Genomic DNA, 11,776 nt, shown 5'->3' on the forward strand with positions numbered 1-11,776 from the left:
CGGGCGATCCGGCTACTCGAACCGGTAGGTCGGCCCGTCGTCGCCGTCCTCCACCGCGACCCCGAGCGCCTCGATGTCCTCCCGGAGCGCGTCGGCGCGCTCGTAGTTGCCCGCGGCCCGCTCCTCCTCGCGCACGTCGAGCACGAGTTCGACCAGGTCGCCGGCGAGGTCGACGTCGCCGTCCGCCTCGCGGCCGAGTTCGAGGCCGAACACGTCGCCGCCGAGTTCCTCGAACGTCTCGACTGCCCGTCGCAGCCCCCGGTAGTCGTAGCCGTCGGCCGCCTCGTCGGCGACGAGGTCGACCGCCTCGACGTGCCGGTTCACCGCCGAGGCGAGCTCCAGCAGCGCGTTCGAGGCCGTCCGCACGTCGAAGTCGTCGTTCATCGCCGCGGTGAACTCCTCCCTGGTCGTCTCGACGGCCTCCCGGAGCGCCTCGTCCGTGGCCTTCGTCCGCGCGTCGACCGAGTCGCAGCCGTCGACGGCGGCCTCGTAGGCGCGTTCGAGGCGCTCCCAGCGCTCCGCGGCTTCTTCCATTGCGTCGGCCGAGAACGTCTGGTCGCCGCGGTACTGCGCGCCGAGGTAGAACGTGCGGACGACGTTGACGCCGAACTCGTCGAGCGCGTCGCGCACGGTGAAGAAGTTACCGAGGCTGGAGGACATCTTGTCCTCGGTCGTCCGCAGGAGGCCGTTGTGGAGCCAGTACCGGGCGAACGTGTGTTCGGTGGCCGCCTCGCTCTGGGCGATCTCGTTCTCGTGGTGGGGGAACACGAGGTCGCGCCCGCCCATGTGGATGTCCAGCGTCTCGCCCAGATGCGTCATCGACATGGCCGAGCACTCGATGTGCCAGCCGGGCCGGCCCGCGCCCCACGGCGAGTCCCAGGTCTCGCCCGACGGGAGGTCGCCCCCGTGCTCGTGTTTCCGGTGTTCGCGGATCGCGTCCTCGCCGACGCCGTCGGCCTTCCACAGCGCGAAGTCCGAGGGGTGACGCTTCTCGGCGAGTTCGTCGGGATCGGCGTCCGATTCGAGTTCCCCGAGCTTCTGGTTCGAGAGGTCGCCGTAGCGGTCGAACCGGGTGACGTCGAAGTACACCGAGCCGTTCGCCTCGTAGGCGTAGCCGCGCTCGACGAGCGTCTCCACGAGGTCGATGATCTCCGGGACGTGCTCGGAGACGCGGGGGTACACCTCCGCGCGCAGGAGGTTGAGCCGGCGCATCTCTTCGATGACCTCGCCGGTGAAGTGGCGGGCGACGTCGGCCTCGGCGTCCCAGCCCTCGCGCTCGCCGACGCGGGCGGCGATCTTCTCGTTCACGTCGGTGACGTTCTCGACGTGCCGGACGTCGTAGCCGAGGTGTGCGAGCCAGCGGTGGACGACGTCCGCGTGGAACCAGAGGCGCGCGTGGCCGAGGTGCGGGTCGTCCGAGACCGTCAGCCCACAGACGTACAGCAGGACCTCGTCGTCGGCTGCGGCTTCGAACTCCCGGCTGTCACCCGTCAGGGTGTCGGTCACGGACAGGGTCATTCGGTCGCCGCTACGCGTGCCTCCGGGTTAAACCGTCGAACTTCTCGCGGCCCGGGTCCCCGGTCCGTCCCGGTCAACGATGCCCGTTCGAGCGGTCCGACCCCGTCGGCGCTCCCCGGGGCGCGGTTCCTTTATCACGCTGAGTCGGCTACGGGGGTGCGTGGACTCCCCGTTCGACGTTCTCCACGTCGACCCCGACGCGAGCGACCGTGAGATCGATCTGGCGTACCGCGAACGCGTGCTGGAGTCCCACCCGGACCAGGGGGGCTCGGCCGAGGAGTTTCAGCTCGTTCGGGCCGCCTACGAGGCGATCAGGGCCGCCGCCGGCGAGGACGACGGGCGGGCGACCCTGGAGGAGCGCGACGAGCCGAGCCGCGACGAGACGTCCCGGGTCGAGTACCTCAACTACGAGGTGCTCTCGGACCACGGCTGGGCGGTCGGGGACGACGACCTGTTCGAGAAGGCGTCGGCCGCGGACCTCGACCCGACCGACCACGGCCGGTTCGTCGTCGAACCCGACGAGTCGCTGCTCGAAGCCGCCGAGAACCGCGGGTACGCCTGGCCGTACGCCTGCCGCGGCGGGGCGTGTGCGAACTGCGCCGTCGCGGTGACCGAGGGCGAACTGACCCAGCCCATCGACCACATCCTCCCGCCCGAGATCAGCGACCGCGGCATCCGGCTCTCCTGTAACGGGATGCCGCTGACCGACGAACTGCGCGTCGTCTACAACGTCAAACACCTGGCCGACCTCGACGACCTCCGCCTGCCGCCACACCCGTTCGAGCGGGCGTATCCGACCGACTGAGCGGGGAGCCGAATGCGGGGAGCCGGACCGATCGCGAACCGGAAAGGGGAGGCCGACTACGCGTCCAGCGCCGCCTCGACCGCCCGGAGCGCCGTCGCCCCGTCGCGCCGCCCGACGACCACGACGAGTTCACCGTCCCCGAGACCCGTCGCCACCACGTCAACTTCGGCCGTACGGAGACGGCCCAGCGCCGCCTCCAGCGCCCGCGCGTCCACCTCGCCCGCCGCGACGACGGCGGTCAGGTCGCCGCCGTCGGCGGTGAACCCGGTGCCGGCGACCGCGAGCAGTTCGTCGTCGTCACTCCCCGCCGGGCCGACCCCGCCGTGCATCGTGACCCGCGCGTCGGCGTCGACGGCGGGCGGGTCCAGGTTCGCCCCGAACCGGCGGAGCGCGGTCGCCACGGCGTCCGTCTCGGCGTCGATGTCGAGCGTCTCGGCGGCGGCGGCGTAGTTCACCACGCCGGCGCGCAGCGCGTCGAACAGGTACGGCCGGGCCCGGACTGCGGCGCGGGCGTCCTCCGCGACTGTCATACCTCGGGCTCGAACGCGCCCGCGATAACACCGACGGTTTCTCGGGTGGCGGCCGACGCGTGAACGGGGTCAGCGGACGGGCGGCTCGCCGGGCCGGCGGGAAGCGGGGGCCGACCGACCGCCACTGAAGCGAACTTCTGTACGAACCCGTACAGAAAGGTGATTCAGATTACCGTTTTGGGGGCGGAGGTCCATCGTTCACCTGCATGAGACCGGATCACCTGAACACCGACGACGCGCTCCTGGTGTCGCGCCGGGGGCCGAAGACCGACGGCTCGGTCCTGGTATCGCTCGCGGTCACACTGGCGGTCGTGTTCGGCGTCCTCGCCGCGTCGGCGCCCGCCGTCGCCGCCGCCGCCGTCGTGCTCGTCGCCGCCGGCTTCCTCCTCGCGGAGGTTCGCCGGCGGGCGCGTGCCGGCGTCGGCCGACGGCGACGACGGCTCTGCGTCCCGAAAACGTCGGTCTGCGTGACGGTCTGAGACGACGACTGCACGGTCCACGGCCGACCGCCCGCACGGTCGACCGCCCGCACGACCGCCACGGAACCGACAGCGGTCCCCGCTGACCCCCTCCGCTCGCCCGCCCGATTCGTGGCCCCGCCGCGCTCCTCCTCACCAGACCGGCTCGAGCGTCTCCCGCGTCCCGCCGGCGACGACCCGTTCGACGTGGGGCGCGACAGCGTGAGCGGCCGCCTCGAACCGCTCTTTGGCCGATGGCGTCGAGGAGAGCTGGACCGTCACGGGGCTCTCGACCGCGGTCGAGAACCCGCGCGCGATGGTCTCCAGCCAGTAGGTCGTCGCGTACTCCGGGTCACAGAGGGGAACGAGGAACCCGTCGACGACCTCGTCGAGCCGTGCCAGGTCGAGCCCGCGCCTCGCGCGCAGGTGACCGGGGTACGGGTCCGGGTGGGCCGTCAGGACGAACTCGCCGGGGACGCGGTCGGCGACGTCCTCGACGAACTCGGTGATGACGGCCGCACGCCAGTCTGTCCGCTCCTCGTGCTCGCTCGCGTCGAACAGGGCGGTACAGCGCTCGCACCGACAGAACCCCTCGCCGGGGAAGCCGACGGTCAGCAGCCTGACGTCGGGGCTCGCGGCGACACAGCGGTCCACGCAGTCGTGGATGCGGTCGCGGTACCCCTCGTCGGTCGGGCAGAGCCAGTTCCAGTCGAACTCGCGCCGGGCCGAACTCGCCCGATCGCCGTCGGCGTCCACGGCGAGCCGGTCGGGTTCGGCGCGCCCCGTCGCGGTGTCGCCGAAGCAGGCGACCGAGTTGATGGCGTCGGCGCGCGGGTCGACCGTCTCGCCGCTCACCCGCTTGACCGTGTAGTGAGCGACCTCGGGGTCGAGCGAGTCGACCGCGGCCGGGTCGTGCGTCGTGATGCCGTCCATACCGGCGGTTCGGGCGGGGGCCACTAAGTCGTGTCCCGGGGCGACCACGCGCCGTCGGCCGGAGCCGGCTCCGAAGGCGATAAGGTTCGCGCCCCCCTGCTCCCGTCCATGAGCCAGGCGCTGGTGATCGTCGCCCACGGGTCACACCTCAACCCCGATTCGAGCGCGCCGACCGTCGCGCACGCCGACACGATCAGAGCGACCGGCGCGTTCGACGAGGTCCGGACCGGCTTCTGGAAGGAGGAGCCGAGCCTCCGCGAGGTGCTCCGGACCGTGGCTGCCGAGGAGGTGTTCGTCGTCCCGATGTTCATCTCGGAGGGCTACTTCACCGAGCAGGTCATCCCCCGCGAGCTCCGGCTCGACGGCTGGGACGTGGCCGACTGGAACTCGGACGGCCTCTCGGCGGACGTCGCCACCTACGCCGCGAGCGACACCGGCCAGACGGTCCACTACTGCGGCCCGGTCGGCACCCACGAGTCGATGACGGACGTGCTGGTTCGCCGCGCCGAGTCGGTCACCGGCGACGCCGAGGTGGGCGAGGGGTTCGGGTTCGCCGTCGTCGGCCACGGCACCGAGCGCAACGAGAACTCCGCGAAGGCCATCGAGTACCACGCCGAGCGCGTCCGCGGTCTGGACCGCTTCGACGAGGTGCGGGCGCTCTACATGGACGAGGAGCCGGAGGTCGACGACCTCCCCGACTACTTCGAGAGCGAGGACGTCGTGCTCGTCCCGCTGTTCGTCGCCGACGGCTTCCACACCCAGGAGGACATCCCCGAGGACGTCGGCCTCACCGACGACTACCGCGAGGGGTACGACGTGCCCGCCGAGGTCGGTGGCCACCGCGTCTGGTACGCGGGCGCTGTCGGCACCGAGCCCCTGCTGGCCGACGTCGTGCTCGAGCGCGCCGCCGACGCGGGCGCCGACGTCGGCACCGCCGTCGAGGACGTGCGCGAGACGACCCGCGTCGCGGCCCCGGAGGCTGACGACTGAATGCGGGCCGCTCAGTTCGACGCGTTAGTCGACGCCGCGGGCGGTGAGCGCGGCGTCGACTTCGAGGGGCTCCGCGTCTCACGCGACCCCGAAGGCGGGTTCCGCTTCGAGACGCCCGCCGTGACGGCGACGGGCCTCTCCGAGGCGGAACTGCACGCCCACGCCGACGGCTCGCCACACGTCACGAACTGGTACTTCTGGGAGCGGGACGTGAAGCGGCGCGACTCGCCGCGGCGCGCGTTCCTCCGACGCGCCGAGGCCGCCGACTCGCGGCAGGTCGCGGACAGGTACGACGCGCTCCGCGGGGGCCTGGTCACCGAGTGGGGGCAACTCCGCATCGAGGCGACGCTCTCGGACCACGGCGCGCGACGCTACGACCTCCGCCACGTCGACGACGCCGACCGCGGGGGCTCCGACCTCGAGGCCCACGAGGACCCGTTCGACGCCCGCGAGATCGCCACGCTCGACGACGACGGGCGCTACCGGCCGCTCAAGACCGCCCCGTCGCTCCCGAGCGGGTGGGTGTTCCCCTCGCTGGACTGGCACGCCGTGCTGGAGGCGGTGGAGGCGTTCTACCCGGTGACCGTGGCGAACTGGTACCGCGAGCGCGAGGGCGAACTGGACGTGAGCCACTGGCGGGAGACGGCCGAGCGCCAGACCGGCATCTACGACGTGATCGAGGAACTCCCGCGCGAATCCGTCGAGCACGTCGCGAGCGCCTGCTGTGTCGACTCGCAGTGTCTGAAGCGCCGCGAGTGGGAGTACGACGAGGGCGACGAACTCGCCGCCGACGGCGGGACGGGGGCGTTCCCGTGCCGGGAGCCGTGCTCGCTCGTGGTCGCTGCCTCCCGGAAGTGGACGACCCTCGAGCGCGAGGAGGAGCGCGAGTTCGGCATCTCGCTGACGCCGAGCGAGGCCGAGCAGGTGGGCGAGATCGTCGACGCCGTCGCGGACGGCCGGGTCGAGGAGATCCGCGAGGCGGACGTGGGCGAGGGCGCGAACCGCTACCGCGCGCGCTACCTGCGGGCAAAGCACATGGGCGAGGACGGGACGCTCGACTGGACGGACGGGAACGAGACCGACTCCTGACTCGGGGCCCGGCGTCGCGACGAGCAGCCGAGCCGGCCGGGTACGAACCGTCGACCTGGCCGGGGAGGAGCGGCCGGCGTCTCAGGTCCGGAGCACGTACGCCGCGCCACAGACCGAGAGCACGACCGCCAGCAGGCCCATCGCCACGGCGAAGCTGTTCAGCGTGAGGACGGCGATCACGCCCGCGAGCAGCGCGGTCAGGGCGAACGCCGCGAGCAGCAGCGAGACGGACTCGTCGCCGGGCCACCTGCTCCCGTCGCCCAGCCGCCGTCCCTGGTCCGGGCCCCCGGACTGGCCGGACCCCTGATCGGTCCCGCGCTTGGGCGGCTGTGAGAGGGCGTCGTCCACGTCGACGCCCGCCGTTCTCTCGCGCGGCTCCAGCGCGAGGTCCACGTCCGCGCCGTCGGCACCGTGGCCGGTGATCACTTCGAGGCCGCCGCCGACCGGTTCGGGGACGTCCGCGGCGTCGACGTGGACGTGGCGCGTCTCCCCCTCGTCGACGAAGTGGTTGGCCGCGCTCACGGAGGTCAGGTCCGCGAGCCGGTCCCGAAAGCGGACGTGGACGTGCACCGCCTTGCCCCGGTTGTCCAGCGCGAGCGTGAACGAGCCGCTGCTCGTGAACGACGCGGGAGCGTCCACGCCGTTGAGGCGGTCGCGGTTGAGGACGACGCGCAGCGGCTCCGAGGACACGTCGGGGGATTACGGTAAACCGGCAAAAAGGTTCGCGTGGTCGCCTCGCGGGCGGTCGGCGGCTCAGGCCTCCCGCATGTCCGGCGGGAGGAGGTTCGGGATGCCGTCCTCGATGGGGTACGCCTCGCCACAGTCCGTGCAGGTGAGCGTCCCCGAGATGATCTCCCCGTCGTCCTCCTCGTCGCGTTCCTCGACCGAGAGCTCCAGGTCGTGCTTGTCGAGCGGGCAGCAGACGATGTCCAGCAGGGACTCCTTCATTGTCGGCCAGTGGGCCCGGACCCGTCAAAAGCCTACGGGTTCGACCGGGCGACGCGCGGCTACTCCCAGGGGTTCGCGCGGACGACCGTCTCCGCGCGGTCGGGGCCGACGCCGACGGCGTACACCGGCGCCTCCACTTGCTCCTCGGCGTACCCGAGGTACTCCCGTGCGGCGTCGGGGATCGCCTCGTAACCCGTCTCGGCCACGTCGGCCCAGTCGACCTCGGGCCACGGCTCGAACTCGCGGAGGATCGGCTCACAGCGGGCCCACTCCTCGGTCGTGGACGGGACCGTCTCGATCGTCTCCCCGTCGAGGTCGTACGCGTGGCCGACGTGCACCTCGTCGAGGCCCGCGAGCACGTCGACGTGGTTGACGGCGATCCCGGTGAACCCGTTCGCGCGGGAGGCGTGCCGGAGCATCGGGACGTCGAGCCAGCCGATGCGGCGCGGACGCCCGGTGACGGTGCCGAACTCGCCGCCCTTCTCGCGGATGAAGTCCGCGAGCTCCTCGTCCGGCCCCTCGAGTTCCGTCGGGAGCGGCCCCTCGCCGACCCGCGAGAGGTACGCCTTCACGACGCCGACGACCTCGCCCCGGCCGGTGACGGTCGGGCCGACGCCGGAGCCGACCGCGGCAGCGCCGGCCGTCGGGTTCGAGGAGGTGACGTACGGGTAGTTGCCGTGGTCGACGTCGATGGAGGTGCCCTGTGCGCCCTCGAACATGAGGTTCTTCCCGGCCTCGCGCCGCTCGTGGAGGAAGTCGCCGCAGTCGACGGTCATGCCCTCCTCGCGGAGGCGCTCGCCGACGGCGGCGAACTCCTCGTGGAGCGCCTCGACGTCGCACTCCTCGCCCGCCTCGAGGCCGTACACGTCCTCGATGAGCGCGCGCTTTTGGGGGACGGCGTACTCCAGGCGCTCGCGGAGGACTTCCGGGTCGAGCAGGTCGCCGATCCGGACGCCCCGGCGGCCGGCCTTGTCCTCGTAGGTCGGGCCGATGCCGCGGCCGGTGGTGCCCACCTTCACCCCCGAGTCGGCCTTCGCCTCCTCCTCGATGCCGTCGAGGCGGCGGTGGTACGGGAGAATGACGTGCGCGCGGCGGGCGACGCGGACGTCGGGGTCGAGCCCCTTCCCGCGGAGCTCGTCGAGCTCGTCGAACAGCGTCCGCGGGTTGACGACACAGCCGTTGCCGAGCACGCCGACCTTCCCGCGGACCGCGCCCGAGGGGACGAGCGAGAGCGCGTACTCCTCCCCGCCTTCGACCACGGTGTGGCCGGCGTTGTCACCGCCCTGATACCGGACGACGACGTCGGCCTCCCCGCCCCAGAGGTCGACGAGGGCGCCCTTCCCCTCGTCGCCGAGCTGGGAGCCGACGATAGTTACGGTCATACCGTCGCCCACTTCCCCGGCGGCCGGTAAACCGATTACGGTCCCGACGCGCTGAGTATCCACGTTCACGCATCGAGTCCCGCTGTTCTCGCCGGAAATGTCCCCACACATGTATCAGTCCGCGCCGCCGCCGGCGTCCCGTCCGGGGATACCTGTCGGTGCGGGTTGCCTGCCGAACCCCCTGCTGCCGCGGAACCCTGACACGACCGCCGGGAACGGAACTGTTAACCTGTACCACCCGAAACGTCGCCCAATATCGGTCGTAACCGGCCGGTTCCGCCCGCTTTCTGCACGGCCCCGTCCCGCGACGGAGGGTAACTTTTAAACCCCGCACGCACAAGTTAACATGTGGCATGATAGATCGACTTGAGAAGGAGGTGGACATGCTGGAGCGACACCTCCAAGTCCTCCGGATGGTCATCGAGAACGAACCGATCGGCATCGTGAAGATGTCGAACGAGACGGGCTACCCGCATCACAAGGTACGCTACTCGCTGCGCGTTCTCGAGGAGGAGAACCTCATCGAGCCGTCCAGCCAGGGCGCCATCACGACCGAGCGCACCGTGGAGTTCGTCGACGAACTGGACGACAAACTCGACGACATCATCGACAAGATCGGCGGCATGCGCATCGACAACCCGCCGGAAGTCGAGAACTGACCCGACTTCGAACTCCGAGCCTATAGCTCCGGCACGTTCACGTGGAACTCACCCTCCCGTGACTCGACGAGACACAGGTGGAACCCCCGCTTGCGGGAGAGCTTCACGAAGCTTTTGTTCTTGTTGCGGTTGAGCAGGCCGCCGCCGGTCGCGTCCGCGACCGCTTCGAGCGCGCCCGGTTCGAAGAACGACGACGTGACGTGGAAGGCGGCCGCCAGCCCGTCGTTCTGGTCCGCGACGCTGCTTGCGCCACCCACGAGCCCGTCGAGCATCGACTCCGTCGTGGCGGTCCGCGAGTCGGTGACGTTGGCGACCACGAGCGGGTCGCCCATCCGGTCGCGCAACACGACGTCGAACGAGCGCTCCTCGTTCTTCTTGCCCTGCTCGTCGACGAGGTCGACGACCGCGTCGAGTTCGGCGCGGTCGATCTTCGGGATGGCGTCGTACAGCGCGCGCATCGACGACCGGCTCCCCGTCTCTCGAATCTCGTACAGCAGGGTCCGGACGACCCACTCGACGAAGCCGTACTCGATGGTGTCCTCGAGCCATTCGCCGTAGGCGGTCCCGCCGACGACGGCGTCCGCGGCGTCGAACTCGGTGTGGACCTCCAGCCGGAGGTTCTCGTCGACCTCCTCGCGGGTGGCGTTGCCCGCGTGGACCTTCTCCAGGGTCCCTTCGCCCTTCGACTCGTATCTGACGAACAGGTTCGTTCCTTCGAGCGCGCGCGACGGGGAGATCGACCGGCCGCCGGCCGCGTCCGACGATCCGGCCGATTCCGAGAGCTGCGAGCGCGCGTCGGCCAGGTCCGACTGGAGCGTCTCGATCCGGCCTTCGAGCCGTTCGTTCTCCTCGGTGAGCCGCTCGACCTCGCTACGGGCCGTCGAAAGCTCCTCCCGCGTGGAGGCGAGCTCCTCGGCCGCGTTCTCCTTGGCGCTCCGCGCCCGCTGCAGGTCCCGCCGCAGCGTCGCGCTCTCGACGGCGTCACCGTCCTCCCCGGACGCGTCGTCGTCCTCGCCGGACTCGGACTCAGCGGCACGATCGGCCTCCGGAGGACGCTCGGATTCCGGGGACGGCTCGGGCTCTGATCGCCGCCCGGACCGCGCGTCGTCGGTTCCCGACGCGGCCGTGGCGCTCCCGTCGGTTCGGTTCCGTCGCGCCGCGCTCGACGGTCGGTCGGCCGCACTCGTCGACGCCGACCGTCCCTGCGCGTCGGCCCCGTCGGGGTCGGCCGCCCGGGTCTCGTCGGGGTCGAGCGAGGGGATGGCGGTCGTCTCCCGCCACTGCTCCTCGGCGGAGAAGGGGTCGGACTCGGCGGCCGCGACGGCGTCGGTCGGCTCGGCGTCGCGCTGTCGCTTTCGCTCCTTGCTCTCCTCCCGTCGCGCGGGGCGTTCGCTCGCGGCCGTGGCGGAGCCGTCGTCGTCCTCGTCCGACGCCGACACGGCCGCCGGCGACGCGTCGGCGGACCCGGCCTCGGCCGCGGGCTCCTCGTCGACGTCGTCTGGTTCCGCGTCGACCCCGGCTTCGGGTTCGGACTCGCTCCCTGACGGGGTGCTCGGGGCCGTGGTCTCCTCGGTGTGCTCCCGTTCGGCAGCGTCCCGCCCAGTCGCCGTCTCGCCGACCGCCTCGCCGCCCCCCGCGTCCGGGTCGATGGTGACGCTCCCGGGGCCAGCGTCCCCGGCGTCGGCGGCCTCGTCCGACGCGTCCGCTTCGCTCGGCTCCTCGGCCTCGTTCGAACTCGCGGCTTCCTCCGGGTCCTCGGCCTCGTCGATCGCCGCCGCGGTGCCGCCGCCGCCGCCGCCCGCCGTCCCGAGGTCGCTCCCGCCCGAGTCGTCAGGTTCCGGTTCCGCGGCGGACTCCGGCTCCGTATCGAGCGTCGGATCGGGGTCCGGCTCGGGTTCGGGCTCCGGAACGTCGATCACGTCCACGTCGACCGTCCTGACCTCGTAGATGCCGACCTCGTCGTCGGCGCGTTCGAACGCCTCGTCGTCGGTGAGCAGCTCGCGCTGGGTGCCGACGAACGCGCACGCGAGCCGACGGCCGCCGTGGTAGACGACGTAGTAGTCGCCCGAGAGGACGTTCTCGGAGAGCTCGACGAAGCCGGTGAAGTTGCCGGCAGAGAGCGTAGCGTCGGCCTCCGAGAGCGGGGTGTCGTTCGTGTAGTACTTCGCTTTGGTCTCCCCGCCGCGTTCGCGCATCGCAAACAGCAGCGGGAGCGAGGGGTCTGGCGCGGCGTATGCCGTCCCGTCGGCGTCCTCGAAGGACTCGATGGTCCCGTCGGCGGCGCCGACGACGCGACCGTTCAGCACGAACAGCCACGCCGTCCCGTCGGTGACCGCGCCCGTGAACTCGCGGTCGGCGAGTTCGTGAAGGCCGCCGTATCCCCCCGAATACGGCTCGGAACTCCAGCCGGTCACCGTCTCGATTGTCTCGCTATCCATTGCCGGTAGTTCGCTTCGTCCCACGC

The 11,776-nt window shown here is 71.4% G+C and carries 12 protein-coding genes; 5 read left to right on the plus strand and 7 right to left on the minus strand.

Translation table 11 applies throughout. The features are described from left to right. Window positions 1-12: 12 nt before the first annotated feature. On the minus strand, window positions 13-1,518 hold the full coding sequence (cysS, locus tag RJT50_RS04930; RefSeq protein WP_313694633.1) for a cysteine--tRNA ligase: 1,506 nt from the start codon (window positions 1,516-1,518) through the stop codon (window positions 13-15). Between the two features lie 160 nt (window positions 1,519-1,678). Between cysS and fer the strand changes: the two genes are divergently transcribed. Then, a complete protein-coding gene (gene fer / locus RJT50_RS04935; RefSeq protein WP_313694634.1) occupies window positions 1,679-2,323 on the plus strand; it encodes a ferredoxin Fer in 645 nt (214 codons plus the stop codon). 56 nt (window positions 2,324-2,379) lie between these two features. On the opposite strand, the gene RJT50_RS04940 is transcribed toward fer, so the two are convergent. Further along, window positions 2,380-2,853 (minus strand): DUF7523 family protein, encoded by a 474-nt coding sequence (locus RJT50_RS04940; RefSeq protein ID WP_313694636.1) that lies wholly within the window; start codon window positions 2,851-2,853, stop codon window positions 2,380-2,382. A gap of 206 nt (window positions 2,854-3,059) precedes the next feature. On the opposite strand from RJT50_RS04940, the gene RJT50_RS04945 reads away from it, so the two are divergent. After that, window positions 3,060-3,332, plus strand: coding sequence for a hypothetical protein (locus RJT50_RS04945; protein WP_313694637.1), 273 nt, complete (start codon window positions 3,060-3,062; stop codon window positions 3,330-3,332). A 132-nt stretch (window positions 3,333-3,464) separates the two neighbouring features. Here the strand turns inward: RJT50_RS04945 and RJT50_RS04950 are convergent, their stop codons facing one another. Continuing rightward, window positions 3,465-4,244 (minus strand): hypothetical protein, encoded by a 780-nt coding sequence (locus tag RJT50_RS04950; RefSeq protein ID WP_313694638.1) that lies wholly within the window; start codon window positions 4,242-4,244, stop codon window positions 3,465-3,467. 108 nt (window positions 4,245-4,352) lie between these two features. Here RJT50_RS04950 and RJT50_RS04955 point away from each other — a divergent pair, with 108 nt between their 5' ends. Both RJT50_RS04955 and RJT50_RS04960 read left to right on the plus strand, forming a co-directional pair. Next, window positions 4,353-5,234 carry a CbiX/SirB N-terminal domain-containing protein gene (locus RJT50_RS04955; RefSeq protein ID WP_313694640.1) on the plus strand — a complete coding sequence of 294 codons (882 nt, stop codon included), beginning with the start codon at window positions 4,353-4,355 and terminating at the stop codon, window positions 5,232-5,234. Then, window positions 5,235-6,323: a DR2241 family protein gene (locus tag RJT50_RS04960; RefSeq protein WP_313694642.1), complete on the plus strand. Its 1,089-nt coding sequence runs from the start codon at window positions 5,235-5,237 to the stop codon at window positions 6,321-6,323. A gap of 81 nt (window positions 6,324-6,404) precedes the next feature. Here the strand turns inward: RJT50_RS04960 and RJT50_RS04965 are convergent, their stop codons facing one another. The 3 genes from RJT50_RS04965 to RJT50_RS04975 all read right to left on the minus strand — a co-directional run bounded on the left by RJT50_RS04965 (window position 6,405) and on the right by RJT50_RS04975 (window position 8,653). Then, complete coding sequence (locus tag RJT50_RS04965; protein WP_313694644.1) at window positions 6,405-7,013, minus strand: DUF7524 family protein; 609 nt, start codon at window positions 7,011-7,013, stop codon at window positions 6,405-6,407. Window positions 7,014-7,076: 63 nt separating this feature from the next. Further along, the gene (locus RJT50_RS04970; protein WP_313694646.1) at window positions 7,077-7,271 is read right to left on the minus strand and encodes a methytransferase partner Trm112; all 195 of its coding nucleotides are present in this window, start codon (window positions 7,269-7,271) and stop codon (window positions 7,077-7,079) included. Between the two features lie 59 nt (window positions 7,272-7,330). Continuing rightward, window positions 7,331-8,653, minus strand: a complete 1,323-nt coding sequence (locus tag RJT50_RS04975; protein WP_313694648.1) for an adenylosuccinate synthase — start codon at window positions 8,651-8,653, stop codon at window positions 7,331-7,333. 353 nt (window positions 8,654-9,006) lie between these two features. Here RJT50_RS04975 and RJT50_RS04980 point away from each other — a divergent pair, with 353 nt between their 5' ends. Next, window positions 9,007-9,312 (plus strand): hypothetical protein, encoded by a 306-nt coding sequence (locus RJT50_RS04980; protein WP_313694649.1) that lies wholly within the window; start codon window positions 9,007-9,009, stop codon window positions 9,310-9,312. 20 nt (window positions 9,313-9,332) lie between these two features. Here the strand turns inward: RJT50_RS04980 and RJT50_RS04985 are convergent, their stop codons facing one another. Next, complete coding sequence (locus RJT50_RS04985; protein WP_313694650.1) at window positions 9,333-11,750, minus strand: DUF7527 domain-containing protein; 2,418 nt, start codon at window positions 11,748-11,750, stop codon at window positions 9,333-9,335. Between the last annotated feature and the right edge of the window lie 26 nt (window positions 11,751-11,776).

Source organism: Halobaculum sp. XH14, from assembly GCF_032116555.1.
GTDB classification, from domain to species: domain Archaea; phylum Halobacteriota; class Halobacteria; order Halobacteriales; family Haloferacaceae; genus Halorarum; species Halorarum halobium.